We start from the raw sequence: 18,536 nt of genomic DNA, 5'->3' as shown, positions 1-18,536 counted from the left end.
CGGCACGTGGCCGGCCGCCGTTACGGCGTTCTCCTGGCCATCTCCGGGGTCATCAACCCGTCTGCTCAAGCGGAGCGGGCTCCGTGGGTGGTGGGGTGGGGAGTTGGGTCACCGTGCCCGCGGTGCGGAGGCGGGCACGGCCCCGGCTGCGGGAAGTGGAGCACTGGATGCTGGTGATGTCGCGGACCGTGGCCGCGCACAGCAGGGCGGAGACCATCGCGCAGGTGAGCTCCGGGAGGCCGATGCCGGTCAGGCCGTCCGAGTGGCCCAGGGGGAGGCGGGTGGTCACCAGGGCGAGGGTGGCGAGCCAGGTCAGCCACCAGGCGGTCAGCAGGGTGAGCCAGCGGCGCCGGTCCTGCGGCGGGCCGGCGCCGCGCCAGACCTCGTCCACCAGGAGGAGGGGCGCGATCAGGTTGACGCCGGGGATCAGCCAGGCGGCGGCCACCGGGCCCGCGGGGGCCGAGCGGTCGTTGGCCTGCCTGGCACGGACGAGCCAGGTGACGTAGGCCGCGGCGGCGGCCATCGCCGTGCCCGCGACCAGCATCATCAGCACGGCGAACACCGTCACGGCCCCGACCACCGCGTCGGCGTCGGCGCCGTGGGGACGGCCGCCGAACGCCGCCAGCTGGGTGGCGAGGCGGCGGCCACGGCTGTGCTCGAAGATCACGAGAGCGCCCAGGGAGAGGACCTGTGCGGCAAGTGTTACGTAGACGACAGAAGCTGCCCTAGTGGGCGGTGCCTGGGCGTAGCGCACGTTGTTCTCCCCCCGGGCCATGCGCTGAGGTTCTGCTTCACTTCTATCCCGCCAGGTCACTTGTTAATCAGCTCACGACACCGGATTCCCACGCCCAAGCTGCGATTTCCACCCGATTGCGGACACGGAGCTTCCCCTGGATGCTCCCCAAATGGGTCTTTACCGTCGAAAGTGAGACAAATAGCTCGCCGGCCACTTCCTGGTTCGTCCGGCCCCTCGCCACCAGGCGTACGACGTCCAGTTCGCGATCGGTCAGCGGGTCGTTCAGCGGCGTGGCGACGCGGCGCTTGGGCTGGGCCAGGTGCTGGAGCAGTCGCACCGTCACCGAGGGCGACACCAGCGAGTCGCCGCCCGCCGCCGCCTTGACCGCCTCGATCAGCAGCGTGGGCCCGCTGTCCTTGAGCAGGAAGCCGAGGGCCCCCGCGCGCAGCGCTCCGTAGACGTACTCGTCCAGGTCGAAGGTGGTGACGATGACGACGCGCATGGGGTTCTCGACGCCGGGGCCGGCCAGGGCGCGGGTCACCTCGATGCCGTCCAGCTTGGGCATGCGGATGTCGAGCAGGCACACGTCCGGCCGGAGCCGCCTGGCCTCGGACACCGCCTCCGCGCCGTCGGCGACCGCCGCCACAACCTCCATGTCCGGTTGCGCATCTAAAATCATCTGAAATCCGGTACGGACAAGTTGCTGATCGTCGGCGATGAGTACGCGAATAGTCACGGCGACAACTCTAGGATCAGCCGTTCGGCCGAGGGGGACGGGACGTCCGGCCGATCCGCCCGATCCCTGTCCGGCGAGAGGCTCGACGGCATGAACGATGTGCTTGTTGGACGGGCCCTGGCCAAGCGGTTCGGGCAGACGGTCGCCCTGGGCGGAGTGGACCTCGCGGTCCGGGCCGGGGAGGCCGTGGCGATCATGGGCCCGAGCGGCTCCGGCAAATCAACCCTGCTGCACTGCCTGGCCGGCATCATGAAGCCCGACTCGGGCGAGGTGCACCTGCTCGGCCAGCGCATCGACAACCTGCGCGAGCGCGACCGCAGCGCGCTGCGCCGCACCCGCTTCGGCTTCGTCTTCCAGTTCGGCCAGCTCCTGCCCGAACTGCCCGCCGAGGAGAACGTGGCCCTCCCGCTGATGCTCGGCGACGTGCCGAGGGAGCGGGCCGTACGGCAGGCTCGTGACTGGTTCGGCCCCCTGGGCCTGCACGGCATGGAGACCCGGCGGCCCGGCGAGCTGTCCGGCGGCCAGGCGCAGCGCGTCGCCATCGCCAGAGCGCTGGTCAGCAAGCCCGCGGTGGTCTTCGCCGACGAGCCGACCGGCGCGCTCGACCAGACGACCGGCCAGGAGACGATGCGGCTGCTGGTCGAGGCGACCAAGCACAACGGCGCCTGCCTGATCGTGGTGACCCACGACCCCAACGTGGCCGGCTGGTGCGACCGCACGGTCGAGGTCCGCGACGGCCACCTGCTCGCCGGCGGGGTGCGCGCGTGAACCTCGACCTGACCTGGCGGCTGCTCAAGGGCGCCGGCCGCAAGGGCCTGCTGGGCACGTGGCTGACCCTGGGCGCCGTCGCCGTGTCCACGGCGCTGCTGCTGTTCGCGGTGGCCGCCAACTTCGCCTTCGAGGCCAGGGCCGACCGGAGCGCCTGGCGCAACCCGGTCGCGGCCAAGGGTGAGGCCGTGGCGATCGAGGCGGCCCGGCATGACTACGTACGTGATAAGGAGATCACCGTCATCGACCTGGCGGCGCTCGGCGCGGACGCGCCCGCGCCGCCCGGCATGGCCCGCTTCCCCGCGCCCGGCGAGGTCTGGCTCTCCCCGGCGTTGAAGGAGCTGGCCGGGCAGTTGCCCGCCGAACAGCTCGCCGGCCGCTTCCCGAGCCCCAAGGGCGTGCTCGGCGAGGAGGCGCTGCTCTACCCGGGCGAGCTCGTCGCGGTCGTCGGCCACAAGCCGGACGCGCCCGAGCTGACCAGGCCGAGGAGCGACGACTGGATCGTCGGCTACAGCCCGGTGAAGGTGGCGAGCCTGGCGGGGGAGCCGATGGACGACGCCGAGGCCTACCAGGTGCTGGCGCTCATCGCCAGTGTGCTCATGGTCGTGCCGCTGCTCGTGTTCGGGGGCGCGGCGGCCCGGCTCACCGTGGCCAGGAGGGATCAGCGCCTGGCCACGCTCAGGCTGGTCGGTGCGACGCCCGGCCAGGTGGTCGGGATGACCGTGGCCGAGGCGGTGATCGTGGCCTTCGCGGGGGCGATCACGGGCACGCTCGCCTACGCCCTGGCCGCGCCGCTGCTGGCCGGGATCCAGATCGGCGGCGGGGCGTGGTTCGTCTCCGACCTGTGGCCGAGCCCGCTGGTCCTGGGCGGGCTGCTGGTCGCGGTCCCGCTGCTGGTGGGGCTGTCGGCCGTGGTGGGGCTGCGGCGGGTCGTCGTCAGCCCGCTCGGGGTGGCCAAGCGGGAGACGCCGCCCGCCATGCGGTTCATCAGGGTCGTCGTCCTGCTCGCGGTGCTCGCCGCCGTTCCGTTCCTGAGCCGTGGCAGCGCCGTGGGCCCCATCGCGGTGGTGATCGGCCTGGCGTTCCTCTGCGTCAATCTGGTCGGCCCGTGGGTGGTCGGCATCATCGGGCGCGTCACGGCCAAGCAGGCGCGGCGGCCCGCGCGGCTGCTGGCGGGCCGCCGGCTGGTGGACGATCCGCGTTCCGCGTGGCGCACGGTGAGCGGGGTGGCCATGACCGGCTTCGTCGCCGGGTTCCTCTGCCTGCTCAGCCCGGGCGCCCTCAGTGGCTCCGCCAACGCCGGCCAGCTTCAGGTGGCCGTCCCGGCGGATCAGACGGCCACCGTGGCCGAGCAGGCGCGCACCCGGCTGAAGGCGGCGGGGATCACGGCCACGGTGAAGCCGGCGAAGAAGCTCGTCGCCGTCGCGCTCGGCACCTCGGCCGACCCCGCGACCCTCGACCGGGCCCGTACGGCCCTCGCCGGGCTCGTTCCCGGGCACACGCCCACCACGGAGGTCGACGACGAGCACTTCGGCGTCCAGATCCTGGCCGATGTCCGCGCGGGCACGGTGGTCGTGCTGTCGGTGTCGTTCCTGGTGGCCATCGCCAGTGCCGGGATCACGGCCGCCTCGTCGATCCTCGACCGCCGCCAGACGTACGGGCTGCTGCGCCTGGCGGGCACGCCGCTGGAGGTGCTCGACAAGGCGCGCAGGGCCGAGACGCTCATCCCGCTCACCGTGATGGGTGGTGGCGCGATCCTGGTCGGCGCGTTCTGCGCGGCGCCGTTCATGATCGGTGCGGTGAACGCGACCGGGGTGATCACGCTGGTGCTCTGCGTCGGGCTCGGGTTCGCCGGGGTGATCGCGGCCGGGGCGCTGAGCAGGCCGCTGCTCCAATCGGTCACCACCGACCCGGCCCCACGCCCCGACTAGCCACCTTTCCGCCCGTACCACTCCATCACCGCCACCGCGATCGCTCGCCGCCCCCGCCCCCCGGAAGGCCCCGCGCGCTCGCCGCTCCCGCTCCTCAGAGGGACCTGAGCGCTCTCGTTCCCCAGGGGGATCTCAGCGCTCCCGCCTCCCAGGGGGACCCGAGCGGTCCCGCCCCCCAGAAGGACCCCAGCGCTCCCCCTCCCCAGAAGGACCCCAGCCGAAGTACGGCGGGGAGTGCGGAAACACGGCCGTGATGACGTGCGGATCAGTTCAGTACAAGGTCACGGATGATCGTCAGCGACTTCTCGTCACGGGGCCCCATCACGAGCAGGCTGGTGACCGGGCTCTGCCGCCAGAGTTCGAGGCGTTCCTTGATCCGTCCGGGCGGCCCGACGAGCGAGATGCCGTCGGCCAGCTCGTCCGGGATCGCCCGGAACGCCTCGTCCTTCTTCCCGGCCAGGTAGAGCGCCTGGATCCGCTCGGCGGCCTCGGCGAAGCCCATCCGGCCGATGATGTCGGCGTGGAAGTTGCGGTGCCTGGCGCCCATGCCGCCGATGTAGAGCGTGAGCATCATCTTCACGCCGTCGAGCGCTGCCTGGACATCGTCGGAGATCATCACCATGACCATGGCCGCGACGTCGAAGCCGGGCGCGGCGCCCGACAGCGCCTCGCCGTACATCTCCTCGATCTTGGACGGGAAGGCGAACAGCGGGAGCCAGCCCTGACCGAGCTCGGCGGCCAGGGCCACGTTCTTGGGCCCCTCCGCGCCGAGATAGAGGGGGATGTCGGGCCGCAGCGGGTGGGTGATGAGCTTGAGCGGCTTGCCGAGGCCGTCCGGCAGGGGGAGCGGGTAGTGGGCTCCGTCGCTGGTCACCGGCTCCTCGCGGCGCCACACCTGGCGCATGATGTCGACGTACTCGCGGGTCCTGGTCAGCGGCTTGGCGAACGGCTGGCCGTACCAGCCCTCGACCACCTGGGGGCCCGAGGCGCCGATGCCGAGCAGCAGCCGTCCGCCCGTGAGATGGTCGAGCGTCATCGCGGTCATCGCCGTGGTGACCGGCGGCCGGGCCGACATCTGGGCGATCGACGTGCCGAGCTTGATGCGCGAGGTACGCGCTCCGTACCAGGCCAGGGGGGTGAAGACGTCGCTGCCGTACGCCTCCGCGGTCCATATCGAGTCGTAGCCGAGCCGTTCGGCCGTCAGGACCGTTTCGGTCGCGTCGTCCGCGTTGCGCTGCCAGTAGCCGAGCTGCAAGCCGAGCTTCATGTGACACCTCCGGAATTAAGTTCTATTACGGCTGTCGAGGTGCCGGGTGTCAATGCATGATCTTTCGGGGAAATTAGCTTCGTGGTTAACGTGCTGTGTCGTCTCGCTTGCGTTCTGCTGCTGCTGTCAGCGGCGGTGGCGCCGATGATGCGGCCGACGGTGGCCTCCGGGGCTGCCCGGCCGAACATCGTCTTCGTGGTGGCGGACGACCTGGAGAACGGGACTCTCCCGTACTTTCCCGCGATAACCCAGCAGTTGGTGCAGCAGGGCGCCTCGTTCGAGCGGTTCTTCGTGACGAACTCCTGGTGCTGCCCGTCGCGTACGTCAATCCTGCGCTCCCAGTACGTCCACAGTCATGGGGTGTGGACCAACACCGCGCCCGAAGGCGGCTTCGACCGCTTCCACACCCTGGGTCTGGAACGTTCCACGATCGGGGCCTGGATGCAGCAGGCCGGCTACCGCACGGGGCTGATGGGCAAGTTCCTCAACCACTATCCGGGCGACACCGCCGCCGAGACGTACGTGCCGCCCGGCTGGCACGAGTGGGACGTGCCCGTACGCAACCTGTACCAGGAGTACGGCTACCGACTCAACGAGAACGGGCAGCTGGTGGACCACGGCTGGGGCGAGGAGGACTACCTGGAGGACGTGCTGGCGGGCAAGGCCCGTGACTTCATCACCGCCGCCCAGCAGCCGTTCTTCCTGTACCTCGCCCCCATCGCGCCGCACAACCCGGCCAACCCCGCCATCCGGCACGTCGACGCGTTCCCCGACGCGCAGGCGCCGCGCACGCCGTCGTTCAACCAGCCGGACGTGTCGGAGGAGCCGGAGTGGCTGCGCTCGAGGCCGCCGCTCTCACGCAAGACCATCGAGGAGATCGACGAGCGCTACCGCAGGAGGCTGCGGGCCATGCTCGGCGTCGACGACCTCGTCAACTCGGTGATCGCCACCCTGCGGGCCACCGGCAAGCTCGACAACACCTACATCTTCTTCACCTCCGACAACGGCTTCCATCTCGGGACTCATCGCCTCCCGCAGGGCAAGACCACCCCGTTCGAGGAGTCCATCCACGTCCCGCTGGTGGTGCGCGGGCCGGGCATCGCGCCGGGCTCGACGATCAAGGAGCTGACGGCGACGGTGGACCTGGCGACCACCTTCGCCGCGCTCGGCGGGGCCACGGTGCCGCCGTTCGTCGAAGGGCGGTCGCTGGTGCCGCTGTTGCAGGGGCAGCACCCGTCGCCGTGGCGGCGGAACGTCCTGGTCGAGTTCAGCAGGCCGGCCGACGTGTCGTCGGCGGCGCAGACGCCGGTGCCCGGCTACGAGGCGTTGCGGACAGATACCTACACGTATGTGAGGTACGCCACCGGCGAGCTCCAGCTGTACGACCTCACCCGAGATCCGTACGAGCTGCACAACCTCGCGCGGCTCGCGGATCCGCAGCTCCTGCTGGGGCTCCAGGAACGGCTGTCGAGGATGCACGCCTGCTCGGGCGCCACCTGCCTGCAAGCCGACTCAGCCGACTGAGCAGGCGCTGGGGACGGGCAGCCGGCCCGCACGGTAGGCGTTCGGCGGCACCCCCATCACCTCACGGAACTCCGCCGTCATGTGCGACTGGTCGTAGTAGCCCGCGTCGGCGGCCAGTGACGCCGCCCCCTCGCGGAACACCCTGGACAGCACGCCACGGACCCGGTTGATGCGGGCGAACCGCTTGGGCGGGACGCCCACACCACCCGTGAACAGGTTGCGCAGGTGCCGCTCGCTCACCCCCAGCTCCCTGGCCACCTCGGTCACCGGGGGCCGGGCCGCTCCGGCCGAGAGCAGCGCCGCCGCCGCGCCCACCAGGCCGGCCCGGTCCAGGTCGGCGGACGACTGCGCGGCGAGCCGGTCGCGGAAGGCCGCCTCCAGCCGCGCCATCACCCGCTCCGCCCAGTCACCTCCCGTCACCAGGCCCGCCAGCTCGTCCGCCAGCCGGTCCGCGCGCGTCCCCCAAAGGTCCCGGAGGGGGATGATCTCGTCCACGAGCTCGCTCATCGGCGCTCCGAGCAGAGGCCGCGCGATCTCCGGGCGCAGCCGTACCGTGACACAGTGCGGCACGTCCTTGGGCGCCAGGTACGACGCCCGCGTGCGCGGCCCCATTACGTACAGGCGCCCATCCGCGTCCACCGTGCGGAAGGCCACCATCGGCGCGGTGTCGGGCTCCCGGACGTGGATCCGTCCGGCTCTCGGAAGTGCGGTGCTCATGGTGCCGATTCTTCCTATAACCGAGGGGAGGTGCGCTGTCAGCCTCGATGCATGATCCTGATCACCGGTGCCACGGGCACCATAGGCAGTCTGACCGCCCGCCTCCTCATCGAGCGCGGTGAAGCCGTTCGCTCCATGACCCGGGACCTCTCCCGCGCGCCCGGCGGCGAAGCCGTCCAGGCCGACTTCGAAGACCCGCGATCGCTGCGGCAGGCGTTCGAGGGCGTGTCGGCCGCCCTCCTGCTGACCGGATTCGGCCAGAAGCTGAAGGAACACGACCAGGCCATGATCGAGGCGGCCAGGGCGGCGGGCGTCAAGAAGGTGGTGAAGCTCTCGGCCGTCGGCACGGGCGACACCGACGACCCCGGCGACGTCAGATCGTGGCACGTGCCGGGCGAGGAGGCCATCAAGGCGAGCGGCATGTCGTGGACCATGCTCCGCCCGGCCGGCTTCGCCTCCAACTCGCTGGGCTGGGCGGAAGCCGTCAAGGCGGGCGGCCCGATCCCCAACTTCACCGGCGACGGCGCGCAGCCCATCATCGATCCGCGCGACATCGCGGCCGTGGCGGCGGCCGTTCTCACCACGAGCACGCACGACTCGCGGACCTACGAGCTCACGGGCCCGGAACTGCTCAGCGTCCCCGCCCAGGTGGCGATCCTGGCCGAGGTGCTCGGCCGCCCGCTTGCGACCGTCGAGATCCCCATCGAGACGGCCAAGGAGCAGATGCTCGCCTCGGGCGCCGACCCCACCCTGGCCGAAGTCGCGGCCACGGGCTGGACCATGCTCAAGGAGGTGGGCTGGCCGCGGGTCTCGGACGACGTCCGGTCGGTGCTGGGCCGCCCGGCCGCCTCCTACGAGTCCTGGGTCCGGGACCACCGGGCCGCTTTCAGCTGAGCGACGGGTAGGCGTGGGCCAGATGCTCGGCGACCGCGGTCGCGGCCTCGTCGGCATCGCCCGCCCGTACGGCCGCGAGGATGCGCTCGTGGTCGGCCCGCAGCACGGACGTGTCGCCGAGCCGCGTCACCGCCTCCACCGCGTAGCGCCTCATCGAGTCGCGCAGCGACCGCATGATGGCCGAGATCAGCCGGTTCCCCGACGCGTCCGCCAGCGCGCAGTGGAAGGCGGTGTCGTGCTCGACGAACTCCTCCGCCGACCGCGCCGCGTCCATGCCCGCCAGGGCGGCGACGAGGCCGGAGGTGTCGGACCCGGCCGTGGCCGCACGGGTGGCCGCCCAGCGTTCGATCATCAGCCGGGTGTCGATCACCTCGCGCAGCTCCAGGCTGGCCAGCCCCAGATGCAGCCGGAGCAGGTCGGTGAGCGCCGTGTCGGGGCGGGACGTCAGCACCGCCCCGGCGTCCGGCCCCCGCCCCACCTGCGACGACACCACGCCGAGCGTCTCCAGCACACGCATGGCCTCCCGCACCGACGAGCGGCTGACCCCCAGTTGCTCGGCCAGGCTGCGCTCGGCGGGCAGCCGGTCGCCGACGGTGAGACCGTCCTCGGCGATGCGCCGTTCGATCTGCGCGAGTACGTCCTCGAAGGTGCGGGTCCGCCGGACGGGACGCCAGTCGGTCACCGCTGTCCTCCTGGGTGTGGATTCGATATGGTCTGACCATACTGTGGTCAGACCATACATCGGAAGGAGAGTTGTGCGAGTCGCCCTGTTCATCACGTGCGTGAACGACACGCTCTTCCCCGGCACCGGCAAGGCCGTCGTGTCGCTCCTGCGCAGGCTCGGCTGCGAGGTGGACTTCCCCACCGCCCAGACGTGCTGCGGCCAGATGCACGTCAACACGGGCTACCGCGAGGAGGGCGTACGACTGGCGCGCCGCTTCACCGAGGTGTTCGCCGGATACGACGCGGTCGTCGCGCCGTCCGGATCGTGCGCCGCCATGGTGCGCGAGCAGTACCCCAAGCTGGTCCGGCCGGGCAGCAGGGGAGCGGCGGCGGTCGCCGAGGTCGCGCCCAAGGTCTACGAGCTCTCCGAGTTCCTGCTGGACGTCCTGAAAGTCGACGACGTTGGCGCATATTTCCCGCATCGGGTGACCTATCACCCGACGTGCCACTCGCTGCGCGGCCTGCACCTCGGCGACCGCCCGACCAGGCTCCTGCAGAACGTCCGGGGCCTGGAGCTGGTCCCGCTCCCGGCGGCCGACGAGTGCTGCGGCTTCGGCGGCACGTTCTCCGTCAAGAACCCGGCCGTCTCCGCCGCCATGGGCGCCGACAAGGCACGCAGCGTGCTCGACACGGGCGCCGAGGTGCTGTGCGCGGCCGACAACTCGTGCCTGATGCACATCGGCGGCACGCTCGGCCGCCAGCGGACCGGGGTCCGGGTCATGCACCTCGCCGAGATCCTCGCCTCGACCGAAGCTTCCACCAAAGGCGGCGAAGCCCAATGAGCGCGACATTCATCGGCATGCCAGGAAATTTCCCGAAGAATGCGGCGCAGGCCGTACAGAACTCTCAGCTCCGCTACAACCTCCGCAAGGCCACGCACACCATCCGGGGCAAGCGCGCGAACGTCGTCAACGAGCTCCCCGACTGGCAGGAGCTCCGCGCGGCCGGTAAGGCGATCAAGGACGACACCCTGCGCCACCTCGACCGCTACCTCGTCCAGCTGGAGGAGGCCGTGACCAGGGCGGGCGGCCACGTCCACTGGGCCCGCGACGCCGACGAGGCCAACCGCATCGTCACCCGGCTCGTCCAGGCCACCGGCGAGACCGAGGTGGTCAAGGTCAAGTCGATGGCCACCCAGGAGATCGGCCTCAACGAGGCGCTGGCCGCGCAGGGCATCACCGCCTACGAGACCGACCTGGCAGAGCTGATCGTCCAGCTCGGCGACGACTTCCCGAGCCACATCCTGGTCCCCGCGATCCACCGCAACCGGGCCGAGATCCGCGAGATCTTCCTCGACAAGATGCGCCCGGTCCCGGAGGACCTCACCGACGAGCCGCGCGCGCTGGCCGAGGCCGCCCGGCTGCACCTGCGCGAACGCTTCCTCAAGAGCAAGGTCGCCGTCTCGGGCGCCAACTTCATGATCGCCGAGACCGGCACGCTGGTGGTGCTGGAGTCCGAGGGCAACGGCCGGATGTGCCTCACGCTGCCGGAGACCCTGATCAGCGTGGTCGGCATCGAGAAGCTGCTGCCCTCCTGGCGCGACCTGGAGGTCTTCCTGCAGCTGCTGCCACGCAGCTCCACCGGCGAGCGCATGAACCCCTACACCAGCATGTGGACCGGCTCGACCGAGGGCCAGGACTTCCATCTGGTGCTGCTCGACAACGGCCGCACGGACGTGCTCGCCGACGAGGTGGGCCGCCAGGCGCTGCGCTGCATCCGCTGCTCGGCCTGCCTGAACGTCTGCCCGGTCTACGAACGCGCGGGCGGCCACGCCTACGGCTCGGTCTACCCGGGCCCGATCGGCGCGATCCTCACCCCGCAGCTCAGGGGCATGTCGTCAGAGCTCGACGCCTCGCTGCCGTACGCCTCCAGCCTCTGCGGCGCCTGCTACGAGGTGTGCCCGGTCGCGATCGACATCCCCGAGGTGCTCGTGGACCTGCGCGCCAAGGTCCGCCACGCGCCGGCCGAGCGCGCGGGCATGCGCGTGGCGGGCTGGATACTCAACGACGAGGTACGCCTGACGAAGGCGCAACGCCTGGCCACCCGCTTCCGCAAGGTGGTGCCGAAACGCCTGCCGGGCCCGCTGTCGGCCTGGACCGACACCCGGGACCTGCCGGAGATCCCGGAAGAATCGTTCAGAGACTGGTGGGAGCGTAATGAGCGCGCGTGACGAGATCCTGGCCAGGGTCCGCCGGGCCGTGGAAGGCGCGCCCGAGGTGGCGATCCCCCGCGGCTACCGCACGGCGGCGCCGGTGGAGGACCTGGTGGGGCTGTTCGCCGAGCGGGTGGACGACTACCGCGCGGTCGTGCACGTGCTGTCTTCGGCCGAGGTGCCCGGCGAGATAGCCGAGCTGGTGGCCGGCCGCCGGATGGTCGTGCCGGACGGGCTGCCGCCGGAGTGGCGGGTGCCCGGCGGCGTCGCGGGCGGCACGGTGGCCGAGCTGGACGGCGCCGACGGGGTGGTCACCGGCTGCGCGGTGGCGATCGCCGAGACCGGCACGATCGTCCTCGACGCCGGCCCCGGCCAGGGCCGCAGGGCGCAGACCCTGGTGCCCGACTATCACCTGTGCGTGGTCCGCGCGGACCAGATCGTGGCCGGCGTCCCCGAAGCGGTGGCCAGGCTCGACCCGGTCCGCCCGCTGACCTGGATCAGCGGGCCGTCGGCCACCAGCGACATCGAGCTCAACCGGGTGGAGGGCGTGCACGGGCCCAGGACGCTGGAAGTGATCATAAGTACCTGATGACCGCCGCCACGTCCGCGACCTCCGGCGTGAACCACAGCTCGGCGTCCGTCATGGTCGCGGCCCTGGCCAGCGCGGAGTCCGCGCGCTCCGGCCGCGGCTCGTCGACCCCCCAGCGGCGTAGCTCCCCGGCGTCGGGGGCCAGTTGCGTGCCGCCGCCGCCGATCCACATGGGCTGCGGCAGCTCGCCCGGCATGAGCACCGCGTGCACCCTGCCCTCCCGCAGGGCGTGCGCGACGTCGGCCCGTCCGGTGGGGCCGCCGGTCTCGCGGTGCCGGTCGAGCAGCTCCGTCCGCCGGCGCTCGAGGTAGGCGTCGAGCGCGGTCTCGGCGTCGCGGACGAACTGCCGGTGGTCGGCCCGGTTGCCGTGCTCGACCATCATCACGCGGTCCGCGGACTTGGTGCCGAGATGGTTGCAGAGCAGCGAGCGTGACTTCGGCTCGCCGGCCAGCACGATCAGTTCGACGCCGAGCCGCCGGACCTGCTCGTCGATCTCGTGCGCGACGGCCACCGCGTGCTGCTCCGGCGCCTCTTCCACGGCGCGCTCGTACCGTCTCTGCGACCAGCCGCCCTGCGCGGTCTTCGGCAGCGGCCACGAGGTGGCCTTGACAGTGGATCGGCGTGGCGAGCCGCCGTCGAAGGCGGTCAGCTCGGTCCCCGCCTGGTCGGCGATGACCCGCAGATGCGGCACGTTCTCCCCGCGCAGCATCAGCATGGGCGTGACCAGCGGCAACGGCGAGTACGCTGCCAGCGCGGCCGGCTCCTCGGCGAACGTCTCCGCCAGCACCACGTCGCCGTGGGTGGCGAACATCGCCCGCCCGGCCGCCGCTTCGATCGTCTCGGCCTCCAGGGCGTCGAGCGTTGCCGGGTCCGCCTCGCCACGGAGCCGTTGGCGCAGTCCCTGCCAGTGCCGCTCGCGGTCGCGCTGGGTGAGCCCGGCCAGATAGACCGACGCGTACGGCCCGCGGCGCTCAAAGAGCGGCCGGATGAAGTCGAGCCGCACCGCTCACCACCTCCACTTCTCCGACATCACTCCTCTCTCTTGCGCCCTACCCCCGCTTTCATGAGCAAACATCGCGAGTGTGTACCCTGCCGAGGGTGTTCGATCCCGGCGTGAGAATCATCACCGCGCGGCTCGTGCTCCGGCCTTTCAGCAGCGGGGACGCCGACCGGATCCGCTCGATCGTGCAGTCCGGTGTCCGGTTCCTGCCGCCCGGCACGCCCGCCAAGGTGTCGGGCATCGCGCAGTGGCTCAAGACCGGCGTGCACGAGCTGTACCGCTCCGGGCGGGGCGTGCACCTGGCGATGGCCGACGCCGACGACCGCGTTATCGGCGCCATCAGCCTGTTCAAGACCTCGTGGGGCGCGGGCACGACCGAGGTCGGCTACGGTGTGCACCCCCTCTACCGGGGCCGCGGCTTCGCGCCCGAAGCCGTGCGCGGGCTGGTCGACTGGGTGTTCGCCACCACCGAGCTGCGCAGGGTCGACCTGACGGCCAACCTCGACAACCTGGCCTCGCTGCGCGTCGCGCAGAAAGCGGGCTTCACCTGGGAAGGCGTGCTCCGTGACGCGGCCGTGGAGGACGACGGGCCGCACGATCTGGTGATCTTCGGCCTGCTGCGCGGCGACAGCCGTGTCCCCTTCGAAACGCTGCCCCGGACCGAGCTGCGTACCCAGCGGCTGCTGCTCAGACCGCTGGCCGAGGCGGACGTGACGGACCTGGCGGCCACGGGCGCCGACCCGCTCACCCAGGCCGAGACCGGGCTGCCGCGCGGCTACACCGCGGCGGACGCCCGCGCGTTCATCGGCGCCGCCGAGCGGTCGCGGACCAGGGGACACGGGATCGCCTTCGCCGTGGCGGAGCTGGCCGGCGGCCGTTTCGCGGCGAACGTGGACCTCAGGGACGCCGACTGGATCAACAGGACGGTGGAGGTCGGCTACATGACCGCGCCCTGGGCCCGCGGCAAGGGGTACGCGGGGGAGGCGGTGCTGGCGGTGGCCCGCTGGCTGTTCGTCACGCAGGGTTTCGGGCGGCTGCAACTGCGCGCCGCGGTCTCCAACGTGGCCTCGCAGCGCGTCGCGGAGAAGGCGGGCTTCGTCCGCGAGGGCGTCGTACGCAACGCGCTCCACGGCCGGGACCTGGTCGTCTACAGCCTCATCCCGGCCGATCTGAGCTGAGGGCTGTTTCGTGCGGACAGGCAGGCCGGACTGGCCTTCCTGCCCCTTTGTGAAAGTCCTCGGCAACAGTCACCCTTAGTGGTGAGGTGGTGAGGCGCATGATCACAGTGGTCGGGTGGGACGGATCAGAGCTGTCGGCCAGGGCGGTCGAGCGGCTGCGCGGAGCGACGCTCGTGGTGGGGCCCGACGCCATCATCGGGCAGCTCAAGCTGACCGCGCCGGTCGTGGCCGACGGATCGCTGCTCCAGACCCTCGACAGCCACTTCGAGCAGGGCGAGGGCGCCGCCGTGGTCGTCGCCGAGGGTGACCCCGGCTTCTTCGGCGTCGTACGCAGGCTGCGTGCCCACGGGCTCAAGCCCGACGTGCTCCCCGCCACCTCGCTGGTCACCCGCGCCTTCGCCCGCGCCGGGCTCAACTGGGAGGACGCCCTGGTCGTCGCCCCGGCCGGTCCGCACCAGCTCAACCGCGTGGTCAACGCCTGCAGGGCGCACCCCAAGGTGGCCCTGCTGGTCGCGCCCGGCGTCGGGCCCGGTGACATCGCCCGTGAGCTGGCGCCCACCACCCCGCGCGAGCTCATCGTCTGCGAGGACATCGGCGGGCCCGACGAGCGGATCACGCACAGCCGCATGGGTGAGGCCACCACCCGGCCGTGGAAGGACCCCGACGTGGTGCTCGTCATCGACCCCCTCCACCAGGCCAGAGAGCCCGGCTGGGTGGCGGGTGCGCAGCCGGGGCCGGCCGAGTGGGCGCTGCCGTTCGCGACCGCGATCCCGGCCGAGGTCAGGGCGTACATCCTGGCCAAGCTCGGCCCCAGGCTCGGCGACCTGGTGTGGGACGTGGGCGCCGGCTCCGGTGAGATCGCCGTCGAGTGCGCCAGGCTCGGCGCGGCCGTCGTGGCCGTCGAGCGTGACGACGCGGCCTGCGCCCGGCTGCGCGCCGCGGTGCTCGAACACGGCGTCAAGGTGGCGCTGGCCAGGGGCCAGGCGCCACCCGCGCTCGAACCGCTGCCCGATCCCGACGCGGTGTTCGTCGGCGGGGGCGGGGCCGACGTCATCGTCGCCTGCGCCGCCCGCCACCCCCGTACGCTGGTCTGCGCGCTCAAGTCGGTCGAACGGGTCGCCGCGGTGCTCGACCGGCTCCGCGAGCACGGCTATCGTGCCGAGGGCACGCAGATAATCGCCTCAAAGCTCACCATTCAGCCGGACGGATCGCATAGCCTGACCGCGGCCGACCCAGTCTTCGTCGTGCACGCGACCCCCTCGCGTGTGGCGTGACCTGTCCCAACCGGCACGCATCGGTTATCCTCGCGTGTCTTGCCTACGCACCGGAGAATCCCTCAATGAAGCCCCCGCTCCTGCTCATCGGGCAGGGCTCGAACGATGACGCCGACTCCGCAGAGTTCGGCAGGTTCGTCCACAGGCTCCGATGCCGTCTGGACCAGCGGGCCGCCGACGTCTCCGGCGGCTATCTCGAGCGCGCCACGCCACGGGTGAGCGAGTCCGTCGCCTCCCTGGTCGCCCGGGGACACCACCGCCTGGTGGCGTTGCCGCTGAGCCTCAACCGGGTGGGCACGGAGTTCCCCGCCGAGATGGCGCGGGTGCAGGAACGCCACCCGACGCTGATGTGCGACTACGGCCGCCCGCTCGGGCCCGACCCGCGCGTGCTCGCGCTGCTGGCCGAGCGGCTCAACGACGCCGCCACCGAGATGCCCAAACTGCGCCCGCTGGAGCTGGTCGGCGGCCGGCCGCGGCTGCGGTCCGTCGACTCGGCGGCCATCGAGCTGCCCGCCCACATCGAGCCGGGAGAGACCGCGGTCGTCCTGGTCGGCGAGGGTTCCACCGACCCGGCGGGCAACGCCGAGATCCACCGCGTCTCGCGGCTGTTCTGGGAGACGCACGCCTATGACTTCATGACGGTCGAGACCGCCTTCGTCTCGGTCACGCCGCCCGGGGTCCCCGGCGGGCTCGAACGCTGCCGCCGCCTGGGTGCCAAGCGCGTGATCGTCGTGCCGTACCTGCTGTTCGCGGGCGGGATGCTGGAGCGCGTGTGGGCGCAGGCGCTGGCCTATGGCGCCGGCCACCCCGAGCTCGACATCCGCTGCGCCGAGGTGATCGGTGACTGCGAGACCCTGGCCGATGTCGTCATCGACCGTTACGAGGAAGCGCTCCAACTGGTCCCCTGACCCCTACCCGGAGGTAAGCCGTGCTCGCTGAGACGCTCGCCGCGATTCGCCCCGCCGACCCGCGCGCCATCGCCGACGCCCGGGCCTACCAGGACCGTCTCACCAAGCCGCGCGGCTCGCTCGGCGCGCTGGAAGAGGTCGCGGTACGTCTGTCGGGCGCCGCGGGCGCCACCCCGCCGCCCATCCCGGAGCCGGCGGCCCTGGCCATCTTCGCCGCCGACCACGGCGTCCACGCCCGGAACGTCACCCCGTGGCCGCAGGAGGTCACGGTCCAGATGGTGGCCAACTTCCTGGCGGGCGGCGCGGTGGCCAACGCCTTCGCCAAGCAGGTGGGCGCGACGGTGACCGTGGTCGACATCGGTGTCGCGGCGGACCTGCCCGACGCGCCGGGCCTGGTCAAGCGCAAGATCGGCTACGGCACCGACGATCTGTCCGTGGGTCCGGCCATGACGGTGGATCAGGCCGTACAAGCTTTGGAAGCCGGCATCTCGGTGGCCCGCGAGCTGGTGGCGGGCGGCGCCCGCTGCCTGATCACCGGCGACATGGGCATCGCCAACACCACCGCCTCCGCCGCGCTGATCTCCGCCTTCACCGGCCGGGACCCCGTCGAGGTCACGGGCCGGGGCACCGGGATCGACGACGAGACCCACGCCCGCAAGGTGGAGGTGATCCGCGAGGCGCTCCGGGTGAACGGCGTCAACTCCGTCATGACCCTGCCCACCGACGCCCTGCGGGCGCTGGCCGCCGTGGGCGGCTTCGAACACGCGGCGCTGGTGGGCTTCATCCTCGGCGGCGCCGCGGCCCGCGTGCCGCTGATCCTCGACGGGGTCATCGCCGGGGCGGCCGCCCTCGTCGCGGCGGCGCTCGACCCCGCCGCCCTGGACCACTGCGTCGCCGGGCACCGCTCGGCCGAGGTCGGCCACACCGCCGCCCTCGAACACCTCGGCCTGCGCCCCCTGGTGGACCTGGAGCTACGGCTCGGGGAGGGCACCGGCGGGCTGCTGGCCTACCCGATCGTCTGCGCCGCCGTACGCGTCATGCACGAGGTCGCCACCTTCGACTCGGCGGGAGTGACGGAAAAACCCGTGTGATGATGGGGCTATGTCGAGATACGGCCCCATGTACGGGCCCGATATCACCTTCCTTGGCGTCGATCGGTGCGACGTCGGCGATCCGGCGACCTACGCGGGCGCCGACGTAGTGATCATCGGGGCTCCGTTCGACGGTGGGACCTCCAACCGTCCCGGGGCCAGGTTCGGCCCGATGGCCCTGCGGCAGGCCTGCTACCTGCCGCACGACGGCTCCAGGCCCAGCCTGGCGCTGCGCGTGGACGCGCTCAAGGACCTGCGCGTGCTCGACGCGGGCGACGTCGAGTGCTACTCCGGCGACGTCGAGTCCTCACTGGCCGCCATCGAGGACGCGGTCCACCGCGTCGCCGCCTCCGGTGCCGTGCCGCTCGTCCTGGGCGGCGACCACACGGTCGCGCTGCCCGACGCCAGGGGCACCTCCAGGGCGTACGAGCCGGGCCGCACCTCGATGATCCACTTCGACGCGCACGCCGACACGGGCAACATCGCCTTCGGCCACCTGTACGGCCACGGCCAGCCGATGCGCCGGCTGATCGAGTCCGGTGCCATCCGCGGTGACCGGTTCCTGCAGATCGGCCTGCGCGGCTACTGGCCAGAGCCCGAGACGCTCGGCTGGATGGCCGAGCAGCACATGCGCTCGTACGAGATGACCGAGATCGTCGCCCGGGGGCTGGAGGAGTGCCTGACCGAGGCGTTCGGCATCGCGCTCGACGAGTGCGACCAGATCTTCCTGTCCGTCGACATCGACGTCTGCGACCCCGGGCACGCGCCCGGCACCGGCACACCGGAGCCGGGCGGGCTGTCGGCCAGGCAGCTCCTCGACTCGGTCCGGCGGATCTGTTACGAACTGCCGGTGGCCGGCATGGAGGTGGTCGAGGTGGCTCCGCCGTACGATCATGCGGACATCACCGCGTTCCTCGGGAACCGGGTTATCCTTGAGGCGCTGTCAGCGATGGCCAGACGCCGGAAAGACGATAATGGCGGGCCCCGCTGGGATCCTCACCAGCCGCTTCTTGACGGCCGATAAATCTCTCGGTAAGACCCGGTAGGT

The 18,536-nt window shown here is 71.7% G+C and carries 18 protein-coding genes; 12 read left to right on the top strand and 6 right to left on the bottom strand.

The window, feature by feature from the left end:
- Positions 1–52: 52 nt before the first annotated feature.
- The gene (locus KME78_RS52490; RefSeq protein WP_219537546.1) at positions 53–775 is read right to left on the bottom strand and encodes a DUF4328 domain-containing protein; all 723 of its coding nucleotides are present in this window, start codon (positions 773–775) and stop codon (positions 53–55) included.
- Positions 776–821: 46 nt separating this feature from the next.
- Positions 822–1,472, bottom strand: a complete 651-nt coding sequence (locus KME78_RS52485; RefSeq protein ID WP_219537545.1) for a response regulator — start codon at positions 1,470–1,472, stop codon at positions 822–824.
- Positions 1,473–1,562: 90 nt separating this feature from the next.
- On the opposite strand from KME78_RS52485, the gene KME78_RS52480 reads away from it, so the two are divergent.
- Together KME78_RS52480 and KME78_RS52475 are read left to right on the top strand one after the other, a co-directional pair.
- Positions 1,563–2,240, top strand: coding sequence for an ABC transporter ATP-binding protein (locus KME78_RS52480; RefSeq protein ID WP_219537544.1), 678 nt, complete (start codon positions 1,563–1,565; stop codon positions 2,238–2,240).
- Positions 2,237–4,171 (top strand): FtsX-like permease family protein, encoded by a 1,935-nt coding sequence (locus KME78_RS52475; protein ID WP_219537543.1) that lies wholly within the window; start codon positions 2,237–2,239, stop codon positions 4,169–4,171. Before KME78_RS52480 ends, KME78_RS52475 begins: the two co-directional genes overlap by 4 nt.
- Before the next feature lie 265 nt (positions 4,172–4,436).
- Here the strand turns inward: KME78_RS52475 and KME78_RS52470 are convergent, their stop codons facing one another.
- Entirely contained in the window at positions 4,437–5,438 is a 1,002-nt protein-coding gene (locus KME78_RS52470; RefSeq protein ID WP_219537542.1) for an LLM class F420-dependent oxidoreductase, read from the bottom strand.
- 144 nt (positions 5,439–5,582) lie between these two features.
- On the opposite strand from KME78_RS52470, the gene KME78_RS52465 reads away from it, so the two are divergent.
- Positions 5,583–6,962, top strand: a complete 1,380-nt coding sequence (locus tag KME78_RS52465) for a sulfatase family protein (protein ID WP_219537541.1) — start codon at positions 5,583–5,585, stop codon at positions 6,960–6,962.
- Here KME78_RS52465 and KME78_RS66790 read toward each other — a convergent pair.
- Entirely contained in the window at positions 6,951–7,679 is a 729-nt protein-coding gene (locus KME78_RS66790; protein WP_219537540.1) for a helix-turn-helix domain-containing protein, read from the bottom strand. The genes KME78_RS52465 and KME78_RS66790 overlap by 12 nt on opposite strands.
- Before the next feature lie 51 nt (positions 7,680–7,730).
- Between KME78_RS66790 and KME78_RS52455 the strand changes: the two genes are divergently transcribed.
- The gene (locus tag KME78_RS52455) at positions 7,731–8,573 is read left to right on the top strand and encodes an NAD(P)H-binding protein (RefSeq protein ID WP_219537539.1); all 843 of its coding nucleotides are present in this window, start codon (positions 7,731–7,733) and stop codon (positions 8,571–8,573) included.
- Here KME78_RS52455 and KME78_RS66785 read toward each other — a convergent pair.
- Positions 8,566–9,255, bottom strand: coding sequence for a FadR/GntR family transcriptional regulator (locus KME78_RS66785; protein ID WP_308127458.1), 690 nt, complete (start codon positions 9,253–9,255; stop codon positions 8,566–8,568). The two genes, KME78_RS52455 and KME78_RS66785, sit on opposite strands and share 8 nt — an antisense overlap.
- Positions 9,256–9,328: 73 nt before the next feature.
- On the opposite strand from KME78_RS66785, the gene KME78_RS52445 reads away from it, so the two are divergent.
- Genes KME78_RS52445 through KME78_RS52435 form a run of 3 tightly spaced genes read left to right on the top strand, consistent with a single transcriptional unit; the run spans position 9,329 to position 12,037 of the window.
- The gene (locus KME78_RS52445; RefSeq protein WP_219537537.1) at positions 9,329–10,078 is read left to right on the top strand and encodes a (Fe-S)-binding protein; all 750 of its coding nucleotides are present in this window, start codon (positions 9,329–9,331) and stop codon (positions 10,076–10,078) included.
- Entirely contained in the window at positions 10,075–11,466 is a 1,392-nt protein-coding gene (locus KME78_RS52440; protein WP_219537536.1) for a LutB/LldF family L-lactate oxidation iron-sulfur protein, read from the top strand. The genes KME78_RS52445 and KME78_RS52440 overlap by 4 nt, the downstream gene beginning before the upstream one ends.
- Complete coding sequence (locus KME78_RS52435) at positions 11,453–12,037, top strand: LutC/YkgG family protein (protein ID WP_219537535.1); 585 nt, start codon at positions 11,453–11,455, stop codon at positions 12,035–12,037. The genes KME78_RS52440 and KME78_RS52435 overlap by 14 nt, the downstream gene beginning before the upstream one ends.
- Here the strand turns inward: KME78_RS52435 and KME78_RS52430 are convergent.
- Complete coding sequence (locus KME78_RS52430) at positions 12,024–13,040, bottom strand: baeRF2 domain-containing protein (protein WP_219537534.1); 1,017 nt, start codon at positions 13,038–13,040, stop codon at positions 12,024–12,026. The genes KME78_RS52435 and KME78_RS52430 overlap by 14 nt on opposite strands.
- 110 nt (positions 13,041–13,150) lie before the next feature.
- Between KME78_RS52430 and KME78_RS52425 the strand changes: the two genes are divergently transcribed.
- The 5 genes from KME78_RS52425 (at position 13,151) to speB (ending at position 18,512) form a co-directional block, all read left to right on the top strand.
- Positions 13,151–14,215, top strand: a complete 1,065-nt coding sequence (locus tag KME78_RS52425; protein WP_219537533.1) for a GNAT family N-acetyltransferase — start codon at positions 13,151–13,153, stop codon at positions 14,213–14,215.
- Positions 14,216–14,313: 98 nt separating this feature from the next.
- Positions 14,314–15,489, top strand: a complete 1,176-nt coding sequence (locus KME78_RS52420) for a bifunctional cobalt-precorrin-7 (C(5))-methyltransferase/cobalt-precorrin-6B (C(15))-methyltransferase (protein ID WP_219537532.1) — start codon at positions 14,314–14,316, stop codon at positions 15,487–15,489.
- A 65-nt stretch (positions 15,490–15,554) separates the two neighbouring features.
- Entirely contained in the window at positions 15,555–16,397 is an 843-nt protein-coding gene (locus KME78_RS52415; RefSeq protein WP_219537531.1) for a sirohydrochlorin chelatase, read from the top strand.
- A gap of 20 nt (positions 16,398–16,417) precedes the next feature.
- Positions 16,418–17,488, top strand: coding sequence for a nicotinate-nucleotide--dimethylbenzimidazole phosphoribosyltransferase (gene cobT, locus KME78_RS52410; protein WP_219537530.1), 1,071 nt, complete (start codon positions 16,418–16,420; stop codon positions 17,486–17,488).
- 10 nt (positions 17,489–17,498) lie between these two features.
- Positions 17,499–18,512, top strand: a complete 1,014-nt coding sequence (gene speB, locus KME78_RS52405) for an agmatinase (protein ID WP_246654367.1) — start codon at positions 17,499–17,501, stop codon at positions 18,510–18,512.
- Positions 18,513–18,536 lie beyond the last annotated feature (24 nt).

Origin of the sequence: Nonomuraea guangzhouensis (genome assembly GCF_019396345.1) — a bacterium.
Lineage (GTDB): Bacteria > Actinomycetota > Actinomycetes > Streptosporangiales > Streptosporangiaceae > Nonomuraea > Nonomuraea guangzhouensis.
Note: the sequence above shows the minus strand (reverse complement) of the source record. Positions and strands in the feature narration are given on the sequence as shown.